This window comes from Mesorhizobium sp. 8 (genome assembly GCF_006351905.1).
Lineage (GTDB): Bacteria > Pseudomonadota > Alphaproteobacteria > Rhizobiales > Rhizobiaceae > Mesorhizobium > Mesorhizobium composti.
In genome coordinates this window covers 2618038-2638430 of record NZ_CP040914.1, presented here as the reverse complement: position 1 = coordinate 2638430, position 20393 = coordinate 2618038, and the positions used below count along the sequence as shown (strand labels likewise).

The 20393-nt window shown below is 65.6% G+C and carries 22 protein-coding genes and 1 tRNA gene; 11 read left to right on the top strand and 12 right to left on the bottom strand.

The features are described 5' to 3' along the window. Positions 1 to 82 precede the first annotated feature (82 nt). Positions 83 to 355, bottom strand: coding sequence for an aspartate-semialdehyde dehydrogenase (locus tag FGU64_RS12810; protein ID WP_139953598.1), 273 nt, complete (start codon positions 353 to 355; stop codon positions 83 to 85). Positions 356 to 585: 230 nt separating this feature from the next. On the opposite strand from FGU64_RS12810, the gene acs reads away from it, so the two are divergent. Together acs and FGU64_RS12800 are read left to right on the top strand one after the other, a co-directional pair. Further along, positions 586 to 2541 carry an acetate--CoA ligase gene (acs, locus tag FGU64_RS12805; RefSeq protein ID WP_139953597.1) on the top strand — a complete coding sequence of 652 codons (1956 nt, stop codon included), beginning with the start codon at positions 586 to 588 and terminating at the stop codon, positions 2539 to 2541. A 19-nt stretch (positions 2542 to 2560) separates the two neighbouring features. After that, complete coding sequence (locus FGU64_RS12800; RefSeq protein WP_139953596.1) at positions 2561 to 3301, top strand: MOSC domain-containing protein; 741 nt, start codon at positions 2561 to 2563, stop codon at positions 3299 to 3301. Between the two features lie 16 nt (positions 3302 to 3317). Here FGU64_RS12800 and FGU64_RS12795 read toward each other — a convergent pair whose 3' ends face one another. Both FGU64_RS12795 and FGU64_RS12790 read right to left on the bottom strand, forming a co-directional pair. Then, the gene (locus FGU64_RS12795; protein ID WP_139953595.1) at positions 3318 to 3560 is read right to left on the bottom strand and encodes an excalibur calcium-binding domain-containing protein; all 243 of its coding nucleotides are present in this window, start codon (positions 3558 to 3560) and stop codon (positions 3318 to 3320) included. 811 nt (positions 3561 to 4371) lie between these two features. Next, positions 4372 to 5763 carry a PLP-dependent aminotransferase family protein gene (locus FGU64_RS12790; RefSeq protein WP_180375524.1) on the bottom strand — a complete coding sequence of 464 codons (1392 nt, stop codon included), beginning with the start codon at positions 5761 to 5763 and terminating at the stop codon, positions 4372 to 4374. Between the two features lie 122 nt (positions 5764 to 5885). Between FGU64_RS12790 and FGU64_RS12785 the strand changes: the two genes are divergently transcribed. Then, entirely contained in the window at positions 5886 to 6743 is an 858-nt protein-coding gene (locus FGU64_RS12785) for a DMT family transporter (protein ID WP_139953594.1), read from the top strand. Positions 6744 to 6756: 13 nt separating this feature from the next. Here FGU64_RS12785 and FGU64_RS12780 read toward each other — a convergent pair whose 3' ends face one another. Then, on the bottom strand, positions 6757 to 8049 hold the full coding sequence (locus FGU64_RS12780; protein WP_139953593.1) for an MFS transporter: 1293 nt from the start codon (positions 8047 to 8049) through the stop codon (positions 6757 to 6759). 77 nt (positions 8050 to 8126) lie between these two features. Between FGU64_RS12780 and FGU64_RS12775 the strand changes: the two genes are divergently transcribed. Then, on the top strand, positions 8127 to 8741 hold the full coding sequence (locus FGU64_RS12775; protein ID WP_139953592.1) for a TetR/AcrR family transcriptional regulator: 615 nt from the start codon (positions 8127 to 8129) through the stop codon (positions 8739 to 8741). Positions 8742 to 8922: 181 nt separating this feature from the next. Continuing rightward, positions 8923 to 9866, top strand: a protein-coding gene (locus FGU64_RS12770; protein ID WP_139953446.1) for an IS630 family transposase whose coding sequence is annotated in 2 segments (ribosomal slippage) — positions 8923 to 9259 and positions 9259 to 9866 — 945 coding nt in all. Because the reading frame shifts where the segments join, the coding sequence is not laid out codon by codon here. 140 nt (positions 9867 to 10006) lie between these two features. Here the strand turns inward: FGU64_RS12770 and FGU64_RS12765 are convergent. From FGU64_RS12765 to FGU64_RS12745, 5 genes are all read right to left on the bottom strand, one after another. Beyond that, the gene (locus FGU64_RS12765) at positions 10007 to 12055 is read right to left on the bottom strand and encodes a M3 family metallopeptidase (RefSeq protein WP_139953591.1); all 2049 of its coding nucleotides are present in this window, start codon (positions 12053 to 12055) and stop codon (positions 10007 to 10009) included. 87 nt (positions 12056 to 12142) lie between these two features. Next, positions 12143 to 12790 (bottom strand): carbonic anhydrase, encoded by a 648-nt coding sequence (locus FGU64_RS12760; RefSeq protein WP_139953590.1) that lies wholly within the window; start codon positions 12788 to 12790, stop codon positions 12143 to 12145. A 106-nt stretch (positions 12791 to 12896) separates the two neighbouring features. After that, the gene (locus FGU64_RS12755) at positions 12897 to 13670 is read right to left on the bottom strand and encodes a DUF429 domain-containing protein (RefSeq protein ID WP_139953589.1); all 774 of its coding nucleotides are present in this window, start codon (positions 13668 to 13670) and stop codon (positions 12897 to 12899) included. Beyond that, positions 13667 to 14554, bottom strand: coding sequence for a pyridoxal kinase PdxY (gene pdxY, locus FGU64_RS12750; RefSeq protein WP_139953588.1), 888 nt, complete (start codon positions 14552 to 14554; stop codon positions 13667 to 13669). The genes FGU64_RS12755 and pdxY overlap by 4 nt, the downstream gene beginning before the upstream one ends. A 6-nt stretch (positions 14555 to 14560) precedes the next feature. Further along, positions 14561 to 14815, bottom strand: coding sequence for a hypothetical protein (locus FGU64_RS12745; protein ID WP_139953587.1), 255 nt, complete (start codon positions 14813 to 14815; stop codon positions 14561 to 14563). A 152-nt stretch (positions 14816 to 14967) separates the two neighbouring features. Between FGU64_RS12745 and FGU64_RS12740 the strand changes: the two genes are divergently transcribed. From FGU64_RS12740 to ppa, 5 genes are all read left to right on the top strand, one after another. Beyond that, positions 14968 to 15642 (top strand): LemA family protein, encoded by a 675-nt coding sequence (locus tag FGU64_RS12740; protein ID WP_139953586.1) that lies wholly within the window; start codon positions 14968 to 14970, stop codon positions 15640 to 15642. Between the two features lie 195 nt (positions 15643 to 15837). Further along, positions 15838 to 16635: a YgcG family protein gene (locus FGU64_RS12735; protein WP_246671345.1), complete on the top strand. Its 798-nt coding sequence runs from the start codon at positions 15838 to 15840 to the stop codon at positions 16633 to 16635. Positions 16636 to 16638: 3 nt separating this feature from the next. Then, on the top strand, positions 16639 to 17277 hold the full coding sequence (locus tag FGU64_RS12730) for a TPM domain-containing protein (RefSeq protein WP_139953585.1): 639 nt from the start codon (positions 16639 to 16641) through the stop codon (positions 17275 to 17277). A gap of 114 nt (positions 17278 to 17391) precedes the next feature. Then, positions 17392 to 17898: a GNAT family N-acetyltransferase gene (locus FGU64_RS12725; protein ID WP_139953584.1), complete on the top strand. Its 507-nt coding sequence runs from the start codon at positions 17392 to 17394 to the stop codon at positions 17896 to 17898. A gap of 176 nt (positions 17899 to 18074) precedes the next feature. Then, entirely contained in the window at positions 18075 to 18605 is a 531-nt protein-coding gene (ppa, locus tag FGU64_RS12720; protein WP_139953583.1) for an inorganic diphosphatase, read from the top strand. 31 nt (positions 18606 to 18636) lie between these two features. Here the strand turns inward: ppa and FGU64_RS12715 are convergent, their stop codons facing one another. The 3 genes from FGU64_RS12715 to FGU64_RS12705 all read right to left on the bottom strand — a co-directional run bounded on the left by FGU64_RS12715 (position 18637) and on the right by FGU64_RS12705 (position 20001). After that, the gene (locus FGU64_RS12715) at positions 18637 to 19233 is read right to left on the bottom strand and encodes a hypothetical protein (RefSeq protein WP_139953582.1); all 597 of its coding nucleotides are present in this window, start codon (positions 19231 to 19233) and stop codon (positions 18637 to 18639) included. Between the two features lie 153 nt (positions 19234 to 19386). After that, positions 19387 to 19701, bottom strand: a complete 315-nt coding sequence (locus FGU64_RS12710) for a DUF167 family protein (protein ID WP_139953581.1) — start codon at positions 19699 to 19701, stop codon at positions 19387 to 19389. Positions 19702 to 19710: 9 nt separating this feature from the next. Beyond that, positions 19711 to 20001, bottom strand: a complete 291-nt coding sequence (locus tag FGU64_RS12705; protein WP_136357035.1) for a YggT family protein — start codon at positions 19999 to 20001, stop codon at positions 19711 to 19713. 237 nt (positions 20002 to 20238) lie between these two features. Here FGU64_RS12705 and FGU64_RS12700 point away from each other — a divergent pair. Further along, positions 20239 to 20314: transfer RNA gene (locus FGU64_RS12700), tRNA-Ala, on the top strand. Positions 20315 to 20393: the final 79 nt, after the last annotated feature.

Below are 20393 nucleotides of genomic sequence, written 5' to 3'. Positions count from 1 at the left end.
GCTCCACCCGCAGTCGCTCGCAGCATCATAGCCAAAGGCGCGGCGCGTTCACAGCACCCCGGTTCTGGTTACCTAGCTCCGTTCAGTGCAGCACGAACTCGCCGTCGATCTTGCGCCATTCGCTCGGCGAAATCAGCCGCTGGTGCGAATAGACGACCGAATGCAGCGGACCGTCGAGCCTGGCTTTCCAGAAATCGATGAAGGCAAATAGCGCCGGGAATTTCGGCGCCAGGTCGTAATCCTGCCAGACATAGGTCTGCAGCAGGTGGGGATGGTCCGGATAGTGATAGAGGATCTTCGCCGTCGTCAGGCCGTAGCCTTTCAGCAAAAGGTCCATCTCGGAATGCTCGCGCATGGCTGCCTCGTCAGCTTCGAGCCGTTCCTCCCGGTCAAAACTGTGCGCCGGGATGGTTAACCGCCGGCTAATGAGATGGGATCGCCGGTCGTGCACCGCAACGCCTCATGCAAACCGAACGTCTAATATTGCCCTCGGGGCGGAACTGTTAATAATGCCACCGAACGCAGCGGTCCCGCCGCTGCGGCGGCCGCCTCATGCGGTCGGCTGATTGAGGAGGAATACTGGAAATGTCCGAGGTTCACGTTCACAAGGTCCAGGCGGCGTGGAAGAAGAACGCGCTGATCGACAATGAGACCTATCTGAAGTGGTACGCAGATAGCGTGAAGAACCCGGACAAGTTCTGGGGCAAGCACGGCAAGCGCATCGACTGGTTCAAGCCCTATACAAAGGTCAAGAACGCCTCCTTCACCGGCAAGGTGTCGATCAAGTGGTTCGAGGACGGGCTGACCAACGTCTCCTACAACTGCATCGACCGGCATCTCAAGAAGCGTGGCAACCAGGTCGCCATCATCTGGGAAGGCGACAACCCCTACGACGAGAAGAAGGTCACCTACAACGAATTGCACGAGCAGGTCTGCCGCTTCGCCAACGTGCTGAAGAAACACGGCGTCAAGAAGGGCGACCGCGTCACCATCTACCTGCCGATGATCCTGGAGGCGGCCTATGCGATGTTCGCCTGCACGCGCATCGGCGCCATCCATTCGGTGGTCTTCGGCGGCTTCTCGCCGGATGCGCTGGCCGGCCGCATCGAAGGCTGTCAGTCGAATTTCGTCATCACCGCCGACGAGGGCCTGCGCGCCGGCAAGCACATTCCGTTGAAGGACAATACCGACAAGGCGATCGAGATCGCGGGCAAGGCCGGCGTCAAGGTCGACAAGGTCGTTGTGGTGCGCCGTACCGGCGGCAAGATCAACTGGGTGGAAGGGCGCGACGTGTGGCTGCACGAGGAAGCGGCCTCGGTGAAGCCCGCCTGCCCGCCCGAAAAGATGAAGGCGGAGGATCCGCTGTTCATCCTCTATACCTCCGGCTCGACCGGCAAGCCGAAAGGCGTGCTGCACACCACCGGCGGCTATCTCGTCTATGTGTCGATGACGCACCAGTATGTCTTCGACTACCATGACGGCGACATCTACTGGTGCACGGCCGATGTCGGCTGGGTGACCGGCCACTCCTACATCCTCTACGGGCCGCTCGCCAACGGCGCCACGACGCTGATGTTCGAGGGCGTGCCGAATTATCCGACGCCGTCGCGCTTCTGGGAGGTGGTCGACAAGCACAAGGTCAACATCTTCTACACCGCGCCCACCGCCATCCGTGCGCTGATGGGCGCCGGCGAGGAATGGGTGAAGAAGTCGTCGCGCAAGAGCCTGCGCGTGCTGGGCTCTGTCGGCGAGCCGATCAACCCGGAAGCCTGGGAGTGGTATTTCAACGTCGTCGGCGAGAAGAAATGCCCGATCGTCGACACCTGGTGGCAGACCGAGAACGGCGGCATCCTGATCACGCCGCTGCCGGGTGCGACCGACCTCAAGGCCGGCTCGGCGACCAGGCCGTTCTTCGGCGTGGTGCCGGAGATCGTCGACGGCGACGGCAAGACCATCGAGGGCGAGGGCAGCGGCAATCTGTGCATCAAGGAACCGTGGCCAGGCATGATGCGCACGGTCTTCGGCGACCACGAACGCTTCGTGCAGACCTACTTCTCTTCCTACAAGGGCAAGTATTTCACTGGCGACGGCTGCCGCCGCGACGAGGACGGCTACTACTGGATCACCGGCCGCGTCGACGACGTCATCAACGTCTCCGGCCATCGCATGGGGACGGCGGAAGTGGAATCGGCGCTGGTCTCGCACGACAAGGTGTCGGAGGCAGCCGTGGTCGGCTATCCGCACGACATCAAGGGGCAGGGCATCTACTGCTACGTCACGCTCAACGAGGGCGAGACGGGCAGCGAGGCCTTGCGCAAGGACCTGATCGCCCATGTGCGCAAGGAGATCGGCGCCATCGCAACGCCCGACAAGATCCAGTTCGCGCCGGCCCTGCCGAAGACGCGCTCGGCCAAGATCATGCGCCGCATCCTGCGCAAGATCGCCGAGGACGAATTCGGCGCGCTGGGCGATACCTCGACGCTGGCCGATCCGAGCGTCGTCGACGACCTGATCGCCAACCGGCAGAACAAGCGGGCGTGAGGCGATTCGGCTGGCTGCGATGACCGATCTTGGACAGGTGGCCGCGCTGTGGCGCTATCCGGTCAGTTCGCTCGCCGGACAGCCGATGCAGGCTCTTTCCTTCGGTCCCGACGGGGCCGAAGGCGACCGCAGCTACGGGCTATTCGACGTCGCGAGCGGCATCGTCGCCGCTCCCGACCGGAATCCTGCGAAATGGGACCGGGCTCCCCGCGTCCGTACGCGGCTGTCGGAGGGCGGCGGGCTGGAAGTGAGGACGCCCGACGGCGAATGGCTGACCGCACCCGACGCGGCGAGCGATGCGGAGATCGGCGACTACCTCGGCTTCGAGGTCGCCGTGCGGCCTTACACCGACGCCGCGCCGCAGCTTGCCGACGGTTCCACCGTCGCGCCACGCTACCGCAAGGCGCCCGTGCATCTGTTGACGACTGCGTCTCTTGCTCGCCTCAAGGCATTGCATCCCGAAGGCAACCCGGACCCCCGGCGCTTTCGCCCGAGCATCGTGGTCGCCATGCCGGAGGTGGAAGGCGAGTTTCCCGAGTCGGCCTGGCTCGGCCGCCGGCTCGCCATCGGCGATCTGGAACTGACCGTTTCGGAACCGTGCCGGCGCTGCGGCTTCACCGTCATCGCCCAGGACGGGTTCGACAACGATCCGGGCATCCTGCGCACGCTGGTGCGCCACAACGCGCACAACATCGGCGTCTATTGCACCGTCGACCGGCCGGGACGCATCCGCGAGGGCGACACGCTGCGCTTCCTCTGAGGCCCCCCACCGCCAGTCAGTAGCCGATCTCTTTCTTGATCTTCTGAACCTGCTCCAGCGAATGGCAGACGTTTTCGCAAGGAATGCCGTCACCATCGCCGTCGGCGCGGCTGTAGCCGCCGCACCACATGACAACAGCCTCTTCGCAGGTGCTGGCCTGCTTGCAGCTCGCGGCGAAGGCGTGAGACGGCTGCGCGGCACCGACGGCGATGACCAAAAGCGCCAGTGCGATCCGGCGCGCTGACAGCGGCGGCTTCATGCGCGGTGCCCCTCCTTGCAAATCACGCTCTGGCACCCCATCGTAGGGGTGTGTTCAACCAATCGAAAGGAGGTGATCCGATGTCGAGTGATTTCGTTTTCCAGAGCGTGGTCCCGGCGGATCGCCTTCACGGGGAGCAGTCTCTCCGCTGAAGCGCGTGACGCGCGGCGCTTGATCCCAAGCCTCAGGCAATCGGGATCGTGCCACGGGCCGCGCACTGGACGAAAGACACGGGAAGGCCGCCGGCTTCGCAAGAAGCGGCGGCCTTTTCGTTGTCTCCCCCGCCTCTCTACCCTCGCCTCGGGCGCCGGCCGGCGATCGCGAATCGATCGCCGCGGGACGGACCGCAAGATCCCGGCGAACCGGCGCCGAGGACGAGGGCTCTGCCAGGCCTGCGCCAGCCGCTTGATGATGCGGGCGATCGCCTGGAAAGCGGCATCCGGTTCGGTGCCGCAAGCTGCCTGGTAGAAATGGACACGCCGCCGGGTTGGCGCGGCGTGGGTATGAGGTTCCTTTCGAAAGGCCCGATGCAGGAATCCGGCCGTATCCGCTCAAACACGACGCCGGAAACCGGACCTTTCGTTAACCTGTTGGTTTCATTGGACCATGCTGCGCAATATGGTGAATGATCGGTGAGCGGCCAGCCAGCCGGCATCCGCGTTTTACGAAAACCTCGCCACGATGGAACGGCCGGGTGGGTGGCGGGGCGTCAGCGTCCTGAAGCGATACAGCGCGCCCTGTGCCGGAACGGCACGTGGAGCGCCGGAAAGGCACGTGGGCAGGCGAAGCACTGGAAAGGCAGCGCCGGTGTCTACCGCTGCATCGCCCGTGCGAGTGCGGCCATGATGTGCGGGTCGCCCGACTGCGCGACGTTGAAGCGCAGGAAATCCGGTGCCGATTGCGAGACGCTGAAGACGTTGCCCGGCGCCAGCACGATCTTGTCGGCGAGAACGGCGCGCGCAAGGTCGGCACCATCGTGGCCGCCGGGCAGGCGGCACCACAGGTAGAAGCCGCCGCGCGGCATCAGCCACGGTTCGATGCCGAGAGTTTGCAATCGCCCGGCGACGTCGCGCCGTGCCCGCGCCAGCCGCCGGCGCAGCTCCTCCATATGCTTGCGATAGAAGCCGCCGGCCAGCATGCCGGCGATCATTTCGGCGGCGACCGGGCTCGGACCGCCGAAGGCGGTGGCGACCTGCAGGTCGATCAGGCCGTCGATCCAGTCGCGCCGTGCCGCGATGTAGCCGCAGCGCACCGAGGCCGACAGCGTCTTGGAGAAGGAGCCGATGCGGATGACGCGCTCCAGCCCGTCGAGCGCGGACAAGCGCGGCGAGGGTTCGGGCTCGAAATCGGCGAAGATGTCGTCCTCGACGATGGTCAGCTTGTTCGTGGCGGCGATGTTGAGCAGGCGGTGCGCGGTCTGCGGCGAGAGCGTCGCACCGGTCGGATTGTGCAGGGCGCAATTGGTGATGTAGAGGCGTGGCCGCCGCTCGGAGACGGCCGCCTCGAAGGCGGCGACATCCGGGCCGGAGGGCGTATAGGGCACGCTGGCAAGCTCGACCTGATGCGCGCGCAGCAGGGCGCGGAAATTGAAGTAGCAGGGGTCGTCCACCAGCACGGTGTCGCCCGGCGAAAGCAGGAAGCGGCAGATCAGGTCGACCGCCTGCGTGCCGGAGGCCGTCAGCATGATCTGCTCGGGCGATGCCTCGATGCCGTCCTCGGCAAGGCGCGACAGCAGGAGCCGGCGCAGCGCCGGCGAGCCGCGCGTGGCGCCATAGTCGGAGAGGATATGGTCGTCGGCACGCGCCAGCGCCCGCATGGCGCGGCGGAGCGCCTCGTGCGGCATCCAGCCGGCCGGCAGCCAGCCGCAACCCGGCATCAGCATCGAGGGATCGGCGTCGAGAGACTGGCGCGACACCCAGAACGGATCGACGGCGCGCTCGATCAGCGGGCCGGCCGGCGCCAGTGCCAGCGGCGCCTGCGCGGTTGCCGCGACATAGAAACCGGAACCTCGGCGGGCACGGATCAGCCCCTCGGCGGCGAGCCGGTCGTAGGCCTCTACCACCGTCGCCGGCGAGACACCCATGGTGGCGGCGAAACGGCGGATCGAGGGCAGCCGGTCGCCGGCACCGAGCGCGCGGCCGGCTATGCGGGCGCGGATCGCCGCCATCACAGCGCCGGTGCGTGTCGCTATCTCGTCGTTCATCGTTCCAATCCGTACAGATGATCGAACCAATACAGTTTTCCTGAATTGTATCGAACCATCTCTGTTCGCACCAGCGGTCCTCGGCTAGCACTGCGGCGATATCCGACAGAGCGGGATGTGCGATGAGAACGACGGACGGTTGGGGCAGCGGTATGCTCGGCGTGGTGATCTTCAGCGGATCGCTGCCGGCGACACGGGTTGCGGTGGACGGCTTCTCGCCGCTGTTTCTCACCTCGGCGCGCGCGGTGATCGCCACGGCGCTCGGCGCGCTGTTGCTTCTGCTGCTGCGCCAGACCTGGCCGCGGCGGCAGGATATCCTGCCGCTCGCCGTGGTGGCGCTCGGTGTCGTGGTCGGCTTCCCGTTGCTGACGGCGCTGGCACTCCAGCACATCACGGCGGCGCATTCCATCGTCTTCGTCGGCTTGCTGCCGCTCGCCACCGCCATCTTCGGCGTGCTGCGCGGCGGCGAGCGGCCGAAGCCGGCCTTCTGGCTGTTCTCCGGCATCGGCAGCGCCACAGTCGTCGGCTTCGCGCTGTCGGGTGGTGGCTCCGGCTCGCTGGAAGGCGACCTCCTGATGGTGGCGGCGATCCTCCTGTGCGGGCTCGGCTATGCCGAGGGCGCTACCCTGTCGCGGCGGCTCGGCGGCTGGCAGGTCATTTCCTGGGCGCTTGCCCTGTCGCTGCCGGTCATGCTGGCGATCATGCTCGCTACCCTGCCGGCGACATGGGAGGCGATAGGTATGCCGGCCTGGCTCGGTCTCGCCTATGTCTCGGTGTTCTCGATGCTGATCGGCTTCGTCTTCTGGTATCGCGGCTTGGCGCTGGGCGGTATCGCCGGCGTCGGCCAACTGCAGCTTCTGCAGCCCTTCTTCGGGCTGCTGCTGGCCGGCCTTTTGCTACACGAGCCGATCGCCTGGACGATGATCGCGGCGACCGCCGTGGTGGTCGTCTGCGTCGCCTTCGCCCGCCGTTATGCCTGATTATGCCGGCTCATTACGCCGCTTGGGGCTCGGGATCGAAGCTCGGCCGGTCGGTGTTGATGAGCAGCGCCAGACAGGCGGCGATGATGCCGGTCATGCCGGCGATGACGAAGGCGAGCTGGTAGTCGCCCTGCATCTCGCGCATGACGCCGCCGAAATAGGCCGCGGCGGCCGCACCCACCTGATGGCCGGCGACGATCCAGCCGAAGACGATAGGCCCGCTGCGGTCGCCGAAGGCCTCGTTGGTGAGGCGCAGCGTCGGCGGCACGGTGGCGATCCAGTCCAGCCCGTAGAAGACGGCGAAGACGATCAGGGCCGTGCCGGAGAAGCCCGAGAAGGGCAGGTAGATCAGCGCAAGGCCTCGGATCGAATAGTAGACGCCGAGCAGCTTGCGCGGGTCGAAGCGGTCGGTCAGCCAGCCGGAAAAGGTGGTGCCGATCAGGTCGAAGATGCCCATCAGCGACAAAAGGCCGGCAGCCTGGATCTCGCCGATGCCCTGGTCGCTGCAGAAGGCGATCAGATGCGTGCCGACCAGCCCGTTGGTGGTGAAGCCGCAGATGAAGAAGGTGGCGAACAGATACCAGAACACCCGTGTGCCGGCCGCCCGCTTCAGCGTGCCCAGCGTGTGGGCGATGAAGTTGCCCTCAGAGGCCGGCGACACCGGCGGCACGTCGTCGGCCTCGGCGCCGAAGCGCACCGTGCCGATGGAGGAGGGGCGCTCCGGCACCAGCAGGAACACCAGCGGAATCAAGCAGGCGGTGGCTATGGAGACGGCGAGCGCTACCGGACGCCAGCCGCCGGACTGAGCCAGCGAGGCGAGCAGCGGCAGGAAGACCAGCAGGCCGGTGGCGCTGGAGGCCGACATCAGGCCCATCACGAGGCCGCGATTGGTCTTGAACCAACGGTTGACGACGGTGGCACCGAGCACGGTCGCTACCGCGCCTGAGCCGATGCCCGAAAAAACGCCCCAGGTGACGACGAACTGCCAGGCCTCTGTCATGAACAGCGACAGCGCGGTCGAGCCCGACATCAGCACGAAGGCGCCGACGAGCGTGCGGCGCAGGCCGATGCGCTCCATCAGTGCGGCGGCGAAGGGACCGGCGAGGCCGTAGAGGAAGATGCCGGTGGCGGCGCCGAAGGAGATGACGTCGCGGCGCCAGCCGAGGCTTTCCTCCAACGGCACCATCATGACGGCCGGCGCCGAGCGCAGGCCGGCCGCGATCAAAAGGCTGACGAAGATGACGCCGACCACGACGAAGGCGTAGCGCTGGCCGAAGGGACGGGATTGAGCGATGGCACTGTTCATGTTACTGACCGGTACGTTGCAATCTTTGGCCGCATGACATACGTACCGGTCAGTAACATTGTCAAGCGAGCGGTGGAATGTCTGCTGACAAAAATATTGATGCGAAGATCAGCGAGACGCATGCGACCGCTCCGAAGGCGGCTGAAAAGATCCTCGGCGTGGCGCGCGAGCTGTTCTACCGCGAAGGCATCCGCGCCATCGGCGTCGACGAGATCGTCCGCAAGGCGGGTGTGACGAAACCCAGCCTCTACCGGTCTTTTCCTTCTAAGGACGAGCTGGCGGCCTCCTATCTCAGGCAATACGATCGCGATTTCTGGGCGCGTTTCGACGAATCCGTGAAACGGCATCCCGGCGACGCGCGCCGCCAGATCGTCGATTTCCTTGAAGGCGTCGGGCGTCGCTCGCAGAAGAAGGGCTATCGCGGCTGCGGCATGACCAACGCGGCGGTCGAATACCCGGAAGAAGGCCATCCCGCCCGCGTCGTCAGCGAGGACAACAAGAAGGAACTGCGCCGGCGCCTGCGCGCCATGGCAGCCGAGATGGGCGCGCGCGATCCCGACGTGCTGGGAGACGGGCTGCTGCTGTTGATCGAGGGTGCCTATATTTCCGCGCAACTCTTCGGTCCCGGCGGGCCGTCGAAGGCGGTGGCACTGAATGCGGATTTGCTGATCGGGGCGAGTGTGAAGGGTTAGGTTTTCTTCACCGTCTGCGCTGCCCCTCACCTGCCTGCCGGCATCCTCTCCCCGTAAACGGGGCGAGGCGAGCTGTCATCGCCGCTTTCGCTAGAGCGGGATGAAATTTGTAGGAGTCGTTGGATTCCCAAATCAGCAATGATCTGATTCAACGTCGATGCTGGGCAGGAGGCCAGCATCGATGGCTGGATATTCGATGGATTTGCGCGAGCGGGTTGTCGCGGCAGTCAAGGTTGAAGGGCTTTCGCGGCGAGCGGCCGCCGCTCGGTTTGGCGTCAGCTACAGCGCGGCGATTGAATGGTTGAAGCGGGTGGACGAGACCGGCAGCGTGGCGCCGCTCAAGGTCGGCGGCTACAAGCCGAAGAAGATATCGGGCGCTTGGCGCGATTGGCTGGTCGAGCGCTGCCGGACGAAGGACTTCACCTTGCGCGGCCTTGTGGCCGAGCTTGGCGAGCGCGGCTTGAGGGTCGACTACCGCTCGGTCTGGGAGTTCGTGCACGCCGAGAAGCTCAGTCACAAAAAAAGACGTTGATTGCAGCCGAACAGGATCGTGCGGACGTGGCGCGCCGACGGGCGCAGTGGATTCAGTATCAGGACCGGATCGACCCCGCCCGCCTGGTGTTCATCGACGAGACCTGGACCAAGACCAATATGGCCCCGCTACGAGGCTGGGCGCCGGTCGGGCAGCGGATCAAGGCCAAGGTGCCGAATGGTCACTGGAAGACCATGACGTTTCTGGCGGCGCTGCGTCATGACCGCGTCGAGGCGCCCTGGCTCATCGACGGGCCGATCAATGGCGAGAGGTTCCTCCTCTACGTCGAGAAGGTACTCGTGCCGACCCTGCAGTCGGGCGACATCGTCGTCATGGACAATCTCGGCAGTCACAAGGCCAAGGCCGTGCGCCGCGCCATCCGCAAAGCTGGCGCACGCCTCTTCTTCCTGCCGAAATACTCGCCTGATCCCAATCCGATCGAACAGCTCTTCGCCAAGCTCAAGCACTGGCTCAGAAAGGCCGCAAGACGCACGGTCGAAACCGTTTGCCAGGCGATCGGACAAATCCTCAACGGTGTTACACCGATCGAGTGCTCAAACTACTTCGCAAACTCAGGATATGACCAAAGGTAATCCCATCCCGCTCTAATTGTCGACGTTGCGGAGTGGGAGCCGAGGGTGCGGCCAGCCTTCCTCGCCCCGTTTACGGGGAGAGGATGCCGGCAGGCAGGTGAGGGGCGGCAGGGAGCCTCAAGGGGAGATACGGCGCGAACCTACACCAGCCCCCGCTTCTCCATCATCGCGTCGGCCGTCGGCATCTTGCCGCGAAATGCCTTGTAAAGCTCTTCCGGGTCCTTCGAGCCGCCGGCGGCGTAGATGTTGTCCTTCAGCTTCTTCGCCAGTGCGGGATTGAAGGCATCGCCCGTTTCCTCGAATGCGGAGAAGGCGTCGGCGTCCAGCACTTCCGACCACATGTAGGAATAGTAGCCGGCCGAATAGCCGTCACCGGCGAAGACATGGCCGAAATGCGGGGTGCGGTGGCGCATGGCGATGGTGTCGGGCATTTCCAGCTTCGCCAGGGTTTCGGCTTCGAAACGAAGCGGCTCGGCCGGCGCTTCCGCGCGTGCGTGATAGGCCATGTCGACCAGTGCCGACGCGGTGAATTCGACGGTGGCGAAGCCGGCGCCGAAGGTGCGGGCGGCCAGCATCTTGTCGAGCAGCGCCTTCGGCATCGGCTTGCCGGTCGCCACATGCAGCGCGTGCTTTTCCAGAACCTCAGGCACCGTCAGCCAGTGCTCGTAGAGCTGCGAGGGCAGTTCGACGAAATCGCGGCTGACCGAGGTGCCGGAAACCGACGGCCATGTCACCTCGGTGAGCAAGCCGTGCAGCGCATGGCCGAATTCGTGGAACAGGGTCTTCGCCTCATCCACCGAAAGCAGAGCGGCCTCGCCGGCCGGCGGCTTGGCGAAGTTCATGATGTTGTAGATGACGGGCGCGGCGCCATCGCCCAGCCGGTAGCCGGATTGCAGGCTGCTCATCCAGGCGCCGGACCGCTTCGACGGCCGGGCGAAATGGTCAGCAAGGAAGAGGCCGCGCTCGGAACCGTCCGCATTCTTCACCACGAAGGTGCGCACGTCGTCATGCCAGGCGGCGATTCCCTTCTTTTCCTCGAAGGTGATGCCGAACAGCCGCGTCGCCACGTCGAAGCAGGCGGCAATGACGTTGTCAAGTTGCAGGTAGGGTTTCAGTTCCGCCTCGTCAAAGGCGAATTTTTCGGCGCGCAGCTTCTCCTGCCAGAAGCGCCAGTCCCAGGCGGCGAATTTCTCGTTGCTGCCGGCCGCGATAGCCAGCCGCTCCATTTCGGCCTGGTCGGCGGCCGCCTTTTCTCGCGCTTTCTGCCAGACCGGATCAAGCAGCCCGTGCACCGCCTTCGGCGTCTTGGCCATGGTGTCGTCGAGTTTCAGCGCCGCGAAACTGTCATAGCCGAGCAGCTTCGCCTTCTCGGCGCGCAATGCCAGCATGTCCCGCACCACCGCCGTGTTGTCGGAGGCGCCGCCGTTCTGGCCGCGCATGGTGAAGGCACGCCAGGCGGTTTCGCGCAGGTCGCGCCGCTCGGAGAAGGTGGTGAAGGGCTCGTAGATCGAGCGCGACAGGGTGACGGCGTAGCGGCCCTTCTGGCCGCGCATTTCGGCGGCCTCTGCCATGGCGCTCTTGAGGAAATCCGGCAGGCCAGCAAGGTCAGGGGCGTCGAGGAACAGCGCCCAGTCGCGCTCGTCGGCCAGTACGTTCTGGCCGAATTTCGTGCCCAGCGACGAGAGTTCCTCGTTGATCGAAGCGAGCCGCTTCTTGCCGGCGGCGTCGAGTTTCGCACCGGAACGGACGAACCCTTTCCAGGTCTTTTCCAGCACGCGCAGCGTCTCGGCATCGAGGCCGAGTTTTTCGCGGCGCTGGTAAAGATCGTCGATGCGGGCAAACAGTTTTTCGTTCATCGAGATGGCGGAGAAATGCCGCGCCATCTTCGGCGACACCTCGCGCTCCAGCGCCTGGAGGGTGTCGTTGGTGTTGGCGCCGGCCTTGCACCAGAAGATCGAGGACACGCGGTCGAGCGCCTGGCCGGACAGTTCCAGCGCGGCCAGCGTGTTGGCGACGGTCGGCGCCTCGGAATTGTCGGCGATCGCCGCGATCTCGGCCTCGTGCGCCTTGAGCGCCGCATCGAAGACGGTCGCGAAATCGCCGTCGCCGATGCGGGTGAAATCGGGCAGGCCGAGCGGCCCGGTCCAGTGCGTCAGCGGATGGGCGGCGAGGTCGGTCGAGGCGGGCATGGCGGGAACTTTCCGGGACGGTTGCGGAGAAGGGGGACCATGGCCGATGTAGGATGATGAGGCAGGCGGCGCAACCGTGCGCCCGCCTCAGCCGATCTCCGGCCTTTCGAAGTCGCCGGTCGCCTTGTTCATCGCCCACAGTTCTCCGGTCGAAACGTCGAACCAGGCGCCGTGCAAGGCAAGCTTGCCTTTGTCCTCGAGGATCTTGATGCAGGGGAAGGTGCGCAGGTTGGCGATCGAATAGCGGATCGAGATGCGTTCCAGCGCCGTCGCCCGCTCTCCCGTGGTCATCATGGTCGAGGCGGCGACCGTATCGGCGGCCGGCGAGATCAGGCTCATCCACTTGCCGATGAAATCGCCGGGCGACAGCGGCATCGCGCTGTTGTGGCTCAGCGCCGCCTTGATGCCGCCGCAGCGGCCATGGCCCATGACGACGATGTTCTTCACCTTCAGGCTCTGCACGGCGAATTCCAGCGCCGCCGAGGTGGAATGGTATTCGCCGTCCGGCTCATAAGGGGGAATGAGGTTGGCGACGTTGCGCAGCACGAAAAGTTCGCCCGGCCCGGCGTCGAACACGGTTTCCGGCGCGGTGCGCGAATCGCAGCAAGCGATGATCATCGTCTCCGGAGCCTGCCCTTCTCGCGCCAGCGAACGGTAGTGATCGCTTTCGCTGACATAGCGGCCGGTGATGAAGTTGCGGTAGCCGGCGATGAGGTGATCGGGAAGCAGGGGCATCGGAGATATGAAACCTTTCTGGCAGGGATCATGATCCTGTCGCCAAAGGCTGTAGCGGGAAACGACGCCCCGGATCAACGACGAATTACAGGCGATCGCCAGCGCTTCAGGTCCAGACCGCCACGGGAATGCCGAAGCGGTCGGTTCCGGGAGGCTCCGGGAAGGGACGGGCCTCGCCGCGCGCGATCCGGACTGCGATGACGAGCATGGCAGCCGCGTCGAGGAAGTCGTCGGCGGCCGCGCCGCGCGGCGGCACCTGGTCGAGAAAGGCGCGATCGTAGCCATGGCGGGCAAGCAGCGTTTTGCGCTCCTCCATGCCGGCGGGGTTCACCGCACCCCTGACCTTCTTGGGCAGGCGCATGGCCCGTCCATCGTTCAGCCGCCAGAAGGCGACTTCCGGGTGACTCTCGAAGACACGTTCGCGCAAGTGCGGCTGCGCCACCAGCAGTGCGTCGATCTCACGAATCCTGGCGAAGATGCCGAAAGCCTGGATCGAAACGCCGCGCGGCGGGTCGGAGGTGGCGATCGCCACCGCGCTGGCGCGCCGGTGGGCCGCATACCAGGCCTCGACATCGGCGAACGGTCCCGGCTCGGCGTAGACGGCGGCACGCGAAGGGATGGAGAAGACGCTGGACTGACGTTCGCCCAGAAGCGGCCGCACCAGCGTCTCCGGTCCGCGCCCGCCTTTGGCCGTGAAATCCGGCAGGCCGATCGGCATATCGACGGCGACGGTGGTATCCTCGGGCAGCGATTGCAGAAGAGCCGCGAAGCTCGGCATGACGCAAACGGACGGCGCCTGGCCCGGTTGTGCGCAAACGGCAATCCAGCCCGCCTTGCAGCCGTCGACGCCGGCCAGCGTCGCGGCGCGGGTCGCACTCACGCGCGGCGGTCCCGCCCCGGATGCAGCAGGTGGCGCAGCTGCACCATGGCCATGGGATGCGACAGGCTCTGCGCGTCCGTTTCAAGTTGCAACTCGTCGCCGCCGCGCTTGGCGGTGCGGGCGAGGATCTCGTAGACGGCGGCCGTGGTCGTCTGCAACGCCTTGGCCGGCAACTGGCCGGACAGGATGCGCGCCAGGTAGACGGCGGCGGTCAGGTCGCCCAGCCCGTTGGGCGGCCGCTCGATCAGGCGATGCTCGGCCATCAGCGCCTGGTTGCCGTCGAGCAGGATGTTGCCGGTACCGCCCGCCATCATGGCCGGCGCCGAGGTCACCAGCATGGTGGCCGGGCCGGCGTCGAGCGCGGCGGCGATCGTCGAGCGGATGTCGGGGAGGGCAACCGCTGCCATCCATTGCAGTTCGTAGCGGTTCGGCGTGGCGATGTCGGCCAACGGCATCAGCCGGTCGCGCAGCGCCACCGCCGTCGCCTCAGGCACGTAGAGACCGCCCGAATCGCCCATCACCGGGTCGCAGACATAGAGTGCGGCGGGGTTCTTCGCCTTCACGGCCTTGACGAGATAGGCGATGGCTTGGGCCTGTCCTGCCTCGCCAAGATAACCCGACAGAACCGCACCGACCTCGCCCAGCCAGGGCGCGCGGGCCAGGTCGGCCAACAGCGCGGAAAACTGTTCCGTCGGCGGAACGATCCTTGTGGCGCGGCCGTGGCCGGGATGCCAGGGCAATATGACGGTGGGCACCGCCCAGACCGGGAAGCCGAGCGTCTCCAGCGCGAAGACGGCGGCGCGGTTGCCCACCGAGCCGCGGGCGACATGGCTGGAAACGACGATGACCGCGCGTGCGCCGCCGCCTGGAATGCTCTCGTCCATGGATGTCTAACCGCGCTGCATGAGGAACAGGACGAAGCCGACCAGCACGGCGACGGTGATGGCGGCGGCCAGCCAGCGGCCGATGCGGGTGCCGATCTGCTCGATGCGGTCGGACGAATCGACGTCGGCCGCCGACAGATGATCGCGGGCGCGGTCGGTCATGCGGGCGACGAACGTACCGCCCGGCTCGCTCTCCGCGGCCAGGCGCCGCAATATGCGCTGCGACTCGGCCTCGCCGTCGCCGTTCTGCCTGCCAGCCATCGTCGCTCCCGTTTTCGTGGCCAGCTTAGCCGGTCGCGGCAAGCCTGCACAGGGCCTGCCGAAGCGCTGCGGCCATGCCACGCGCGACCTGCCGTTTCCTTGGCCGCGGTTTGTGCTATTGCTTCGGCATCCGATCCCATGAGGGCCTTTCGATGCACGCAGACCGTCTTGCACCGCTTCCTTCCCTGCGCAACCTGCTCACCTTCCTGGTGATGGCGGCGCTGATGCCGCTGCTCGCCGGCTGCGGCTACAACACTATCCCCACGGCCGAGGAAAACGCCAAGGCGGCCTGGAGCGAAGTGCTGAACCAGTACCAGCGCCGCGCCGACCTGATCCCCAACCTGGTGGAAACGGTGAAGGGCTATGCCGCGCATGAGAAAGGCACGCTGGAGGCTGTCGTCGAGGCGCGCTCGAAGGCGACGCAGGTGACGGTGAGCCCGGAAACGCTGTCCGATCCGGAGGCCTTCAAGAAGTTCCAGGAGGCCCAGTCCGGCCTGACCGGCGCGCTGTCGCGTCTGCTGGCGATCACCGAGAACTATCCCGATCTCAAGGCCAACCAGAATTTCCTGGCCCTGCAGGCGCAGCTCGAAGGCACCGAGAACCGCATCGCCGTGGCGCGCCGCGACTACATCCAGGCGGTCAAGGACTACAATCTGACGCTGCGAACGTTCCCGTCGGTCCTGTGGGCGACCCTGTGGTTCCGCTCCAACCAGCCGTTCCAGAACTTCACCGTGGCCGAGGACAAGATGGAGCCGCCGAAGGTGGATTTCGGCAGCGGCAATACCAGCGGCGGGACGACGACCGGCGGCAACGGGCAGGGCGGCTGAAGACTGTTCGTGATGTTCGCAAGGATCGGCGCGTCGCGATCCCTCCCCCTTGAGGGGAGGGTGCCGAGCGAAGCGAGGCGAGAGGGGGCACCTCGGCAGTGCCGGAGGTTCTTCTTTGTGCTGGCGGGGTGGAGGCGACCCCTCCCGTCCGCTACGCGGCCACCCTCCCCTCGAGGGAGAGGGGTTCTTGCGCTTCTGCTTGCTCTCTTCCTGATTTTTCCGGCCTTCGCCGCCGAACTGCCGAAGCTCACCGGCCGGGTGGTCGACGGTGCCGGCATGATCGATGCGGCGACGGAAGCCTCGTTGACGCAAAAACTGGCCGACTTCGAAAAGAAGGGATCGGACCAGATCGTTGTCGCCACCGTGCCGAGCCTTGGCGGTGACGACATCGAATCCTACGCCAACAAACTGTTCCGTGCCTGGGGGCTAGGTCAGGCGGGCGAGAACAACGGCGTGCTCCTGCTGATTTCGCGCGACGACCGCAAGATGCGCATCGAGGTCGGCTATGGACTGGAAGGCACGCTGACCGACCTGCACTCGAAGCTCATCATCGAGAACGACCTCGTGCCGGCCTTTCGCGCCGGCGACTATTCCGGCGGCATCTCCAAGGCTGTCGACGACATCGTCATGGTTCTGGAGGGCAACCCCGAGGAACTGGAGGCGCGCGGCAAACGCAACCAACAGGAAAGCCCGATCGATCCCGACACGGTGATCTTCTTCATCTTCCTCGCCATCTGGGCGACCATCTTCTTCGGCGGCATGGCGATGGCGATCCTGCCGCCGATCTTCGGCACCAAGATCGGCCCCGGCCGCTATCGCTGGCTGGGCATGACCTTCGACCAGCGGCGGCGCTCGTCCTCCTCCGGCGGCTCGTGGACCTCGGGCGGCGGCGGATGGTCTGGCGGAGGCGGTGGCGGCTGGTCGTCCGGTGGCGGCGGGTTTTCCGGCGGCGGAGGCTCCTCCGGCGGCGGCGGCGCTTCGGGAGGTTGGTGAGACATGGCGACCCGTCCGATCACGGCTGAAGAACACGCCCGCGTCACCGCCGCCATCCGCATCGCCGAGGCGAAGACGGACGGCGAGATCTATTGCGTGGTGGCGCGCGCCAGCGACGGCTATTTCTTCCCGGCGGCGTTCACCGCCCTGATCGCCATGCTGATCGCCAGCCTGACGGTAGCCTGGGGGCTGGAGCACTGGTGGATCAGCATCCGCCTGCCGCATTTCGTGATGGCCCAGATGCTGGCCAGCGCCAGCATGCTGGCGCTGCTTTGGTTCGTACCGGCCTTGCGCATCCATCTGGTGCCGCGCCGGCTGCGCTACCAGGCGGCGCACGCCAATGCGCTCAGGCAATTCCTCGCCCGCAACGTGCATGTCACGGCGGCGCGCACCGGCGTGCTGATCTTCGTCTCTCTGGCCGAGCGCTATGCCGTCGTGCTGGCCGATTCCGGCATCGATGCGCGCGTCGGCCAGCATGTGTGGGACGGCGTGGTCCGCGACCTGACCGGGCATGCCGCCCGCGACCGGCTGGCGGACGGCTTCGTGCAGGCGGTCGAGGTGGTCGGAACGGTGCTGGCCGAGCATTTTCCGGTGACGCCGGGCGACGTCAACGAACTGGACGACCATCTAGTCGAAATCTGAGGGCGCGGCTTCGGAAGGCTGCCTGTCCGCTCGTCTTCACGATTGATGAACGGCGCTCGCGGCGCCTGCTTCGGTTCTTGCAATCGCGACAGCCGTGTTTATGGTTAACAAATCATGAATACGCTGACCATCGACATCCGCAAGGCAGAACCGCGTGACGCGGCCGAGATCGCCGAAGTGCATCTCGAAGCCTGGCGCAACGCCTATGCGGGCATCATCCCGCATCGCGCGCTGACGGCGATGATCAACCGCCGTGGCGCCGATTGGTGGGCGAACGCCATACGGCGTGCCGCAACGGTGCTGGTGGTGGAGATCGGCGGCGCCATCGCCGGCTACGCAACGATCGGCAAGAACCGCGCCCGCGAACTCAGCCAGGAAGGCGAGATCTACGAACTCTACATGCTGCCCGAATATCAGGGCATCGGGTTGGGCAGCCGGCTGTTCTCGGCGGCGCGCCGCACGCTGACCGACCATGGCCTGAAAGGCATGGTGGTGTGGGCGCTGGAGGAGAACAACAACGCCCTTTCCTTCTACGCCGGTGCCGGCGGCCGCGATGTCGCCGAAGGCGTCGAGGTGTTCGAGCACAAGGCGTTGAAGAAGGTCGCCTTCGTCTGGGAATAGACGGCGCGGCCGGAAGCCTTGCCGCTTGCCGGGCGTAGACGCCCGGTTCCTTGTTTCCCGCGATTTCGGACGAGAGTTTGGGTCTTGCTCCGGAAATTGCCCGTTTCTACCCGATTCGTCGCATTGCACAGCTTCGCGCGTGCCTCTATCGGTGAGGCCGACAAAAGGAGACAGCCATGCGCATCGACGCCATAGCCACCGGCAACAACCCGCCCGAGGACGTCAACGTCATCATCGAGGTGCCGATCGGCGGCCAGCCGATCAAGTACGAGATGGACAAGCAAGCCGGCGCGCTGTTCGTCGACCGCTTCCTGCACACCTCGATGCGCTATCCCGGCAATTACGGTTTCGTGCCGCACACGCTGTCGGGCGACGGCGATCCGATCGACGTGCTGGTGTGCAACACGCGCGAACTGGTGCCCGGTTGCGTCATCAACGTGCGGCCGATCGGCGTGCTGATCATGGAAGACAATGCCGGGCAGGACGAAAAGGTGATCGCGGTGCCCTCTCCGCACATCACCAAGCGCTACGAAGGCGTGGTCGACTACACCGACCTGCCGCAGATCACGCTCGACCAGGTGGCGCATTTCTTCGAGCACTACAAGGATCTGGAACCCGGCAAATGGGTCAAGATCGGCGGCTGGCACGATGCCGCCCATGCCAGGAAGATGATCGTTGAGGCGATCGAGCGCGCTAAGGGCAAGTAGGCGGGGTTCTTCCGTTTCAGTCGCGTCACCGTCAGTTGTCGACGCGGCCGAAGGCGGGCACGGCGCCGCTGGTCATGCGCTGGTCCTTGCCGCACTGAAAAGCCTTCGCTTTCTCGTCGGCGATCTTGCGGGCTTCCTCGTTGGCTTTCGGATTGCCTTCCACGGCGACGAGGCCGACCGTGCAGCCGTGTTCGCCGCCCGGCTGACCGACCCTGGAGACGACGAGCACATCCGTTTTTGTGGTTCCGTCGTGGCTGTCGTTGACCGAGCGGCGATGGATGGCGGCAAAGGGAACGGCGACGTCCCCTTCCGTCTCAAGGCGCCATTCCACCTTGCCGGCCGATTCGTTGAAGGCGACGAAGCTCTCCCATACGCCGGTCATGTCGGCGGCGGGAAAGCCGTAATAGATCGACTCGCGCGCATCGTCATAGGCGATCAGCACCGGATAGCCACGGTAGCCGGAGCAGGCGAGATCGGCCCAGTCGCCTTCGCCTTCCGCTGCCTGTCCATACGTGACGCAATCGGCCTTCCAGTCCAGATCGGTGTAGGCGCTGGAAATCTCGCCGGCGAAGGCAGGACGGACGGTGGCGCAGGCGGCAACGGCTGCGACGGCGAGAAGGGCGCGCATGGAACGTCTCCGTTTCGGACGCGTCCAGTCTATCGCCGAAGGCGGTGGTCAGCTAGATCGGTTCACCGTTTCACGGAAACGGCGTAACGATCTATCTCTTTGTTTTGGCCGCATTTGTGCGATGCCAGACGATTCCGTCCGGCTGCAATCGCTCTAGCCGAGCGTCAACCGCCCGACAGCGTGAGCGAGGGTGGCGGCATCGCCGGTAATGCGGATCGTCTTCAGCCGTGAGGTGCCGCCGGCGACGACATTGACGGTGGAGAGGGGGACGCCGAGCACCTTGGCCAGGAGTTTTTCCAGCGCCGCATTGGCCGCGCCTTTTTCCGGTACGGCGCGCACGCGCGCCTTGAGATGGGTGCTGCCGTCGGCCGCTTCAGCCACCCCTTCCAGCGCGTCGATCGAGGATTTCGGCGTCAGCCGCACGAACACGTCGATGCCGTCGTCACGCGGCCTGACCGGCCCGCTCATGACGACAAGTCAGCCGATCATCGGCGCCACGGTGGTGATCAGGAACTGGCGCAGGAAGAACAGCACGAGCAGCAGGATGATCGGCGAGATGTCGATGCCGCCGAGGTCTGGCATGAAGCGGCGGATCGGCCTCAGCGCCGGCTCGGTCAGCCTGAACAGCGCGTTGCCGACCGCGCCGACGAACTGGTTGCGCGGGTTGACGACGTTGAAGGCGTAGAGCCAGGAAAAGATCGCCGAAGCGATGATGATCCACCAGTAGAGGTCGAGGGCCAGGACGAGGGTCTGAATAAGGGCGATCATGCCGGTCTCCGCGTGTCGACGACATGTAGCCATTGACGCGAAGACGGGCAAGTAGCCGCCGACGAGGCAAGAGAGATCGTCGGCCGCACGACAGGCTTCGGATGCCAGTCGGAGCTAAGGCCAGCTCCGGCCGTCCTGCCAGGGCGAGCCGACGACCGCCCAAGCGGACGGTACCGGCCGCGATTTGCTCGCTTGACAGCGGACGGCCCCGCCCCATAAATGCGCCATCCGCCGAACGGGGCTGTAGCTCAGCTGGGAGAGCGCGTCGTTCGCAATGACGAGGTCAGGGGTTCGATCCCCCTCAGCTCCACCATTCGGCGGGTTGTCTGTGCAGATTCCCTGTCGTTTTCCAGGTGATCGGACGCCGGTCCTGCTGCCTTCGCTTCGTGCGC

What these genes read in the sequence shown, in the direction of transcription:
- FGU64_RS12715 (WP_139953582.1), bottom strand. Translation starts at nt 19,233, where the DNA reads ATGCGCGCCCTTCTCGCCGTCGCAGCCGTTGCCGCCTGCGCCACCGTC.
- FGU64_RS12780 (WP_139953593.1), bottom strand. Translation starts at nt 8,049, where the DNA reads ATGAACAGTGCCATCGCTCAATCCCGTCCCTTCGGCCAGCGCTACGCC.
- FGU64_RS12760 (WP_139953590.1), bottom strand. Translation starts at nt 12,790, where the DNA reads ATGCCCCTGCTTCCCGATCACCTCATCGCCGGCTACCGCAACTTCATC.
- acs (WP_139953597.1), top strand. Translation starts at nt 586, where the DNA reads ATGTCCGAGGTTCACGTTCACAAGGTCCAGGCGGCGTGGAAGAAGAAC.
- FGU64_RS12730 (WP_139953585.1), top strand. Translation starts at nt 16,639, where the DNA reads ATGGCGACCCGTCCGATCACGGCTGAAGAACACGCCCGCGTCACCGCC.
- FGU64_RS12725 (WP_139953584.1), top strand. Translation starts at nt 17,392, where the DNA reads ATGAATACGCTGACCATCGACATCCGCAAGGCAGAACCGCGTGACGCG.
- FGU64_RS12705 (WP_136357035.1), bottom strand. Translation starts at nt 20,001, where the DNA reads ATGATCGCCCTTATTCAGACCCTCGTCCTGGCCCTCGACCTCTACTGG.
- FGU64_RS12775 (WP_139953592.1), top strand. Translation starts at nt 8,127, where the DNA reads ATGTCTGCTGACAAAAATATTGATGCGAAGATCAGCGAGACGCATGCG.
- pdxY (WP_139953588.1), bottom strand. Translation starts at nt 14,554, where the DNA reads ATGGACGAGAGCATTCCAGGCGGCGGCGCACGCGCGGTCATCGTCGTT.
- FGU64_RS12740 (WP_139953586.1), top strand. Translation starts at nt 14,968, where the DNA reads ATGCACGCAGACCGTCTTGCACCGCTTCCTTCCCTGCGCAACCTGCTC.
- FGU64_RS12795 (WP_139953595.1), bottom strand. Translation starts at nt 3,560, where the DNA reads ATGAAGCCGCCGCTGTCAGCGCGCCGGATCGCACTGGCGCTTTTGGTC.
- FGU64_RS12790 (WP_180375524.1), bottom strand. Translation starts at nt 5,763, where the DNA reads ATGAACGACGAGATAGCGACACGCACCGGCGCTGTGATGGCGGCGATC.
- FGU64_RS12710 (WP_139953581.1), bottom strand. Translation starts at nt 19,701, where the DNA reads ATGAGCGGGCCGGTCAGGCCGCGTGACGACGGCATCGACGTGTTCGTG.
- FGU64_RS12745 (WP_139953587.1), bottom strand. Translation starts at nt 14,815, where the DNA reads ATGGCTGGCAGGCAGAACGGCGACGGCGAGGCCGAGTCGCAGCGCATA.
- ppa (WP_139953583.1), top strand. Translation starts at nt 18,075, where the DNA reads ATGCGCATCGACGCCATAGCCACCGGCAACAACCCGCCCGAGGACGTC.
- FGU64_RS12810 (WP_139953598.1), bottom strand. Translation starts at nt 355, where the DNA reads ATGCGCGAGCATTCCGAGATGGACCTTTTGCTGAAAGGCTACGGCCTG.
- FGU64_RS12765 (WP_139953591.1), bottom strand. Translation starts at nt 12,055, where the DNA reads ATGCCCGCCTCGACCGACCTCGCCGCCCATCCGCTGACGCACTGGACC.
- FGU64_RS12800 (WP_139953596.1), top strand. Translation starts at nt 2,561, where the DNA reads ATGACCGATCTTGGACAGGTGGCCGCGCTGTGGCGCTATCCGGTCAGT.
- FGU64_RS12785 (WP_139953594.1), top strand. Translation starts at nt 5,886, where the DNA reads ATGAGAACGACGGACGGTTGGGGCAGCGGTATGCTCGGCGTGGTGATC.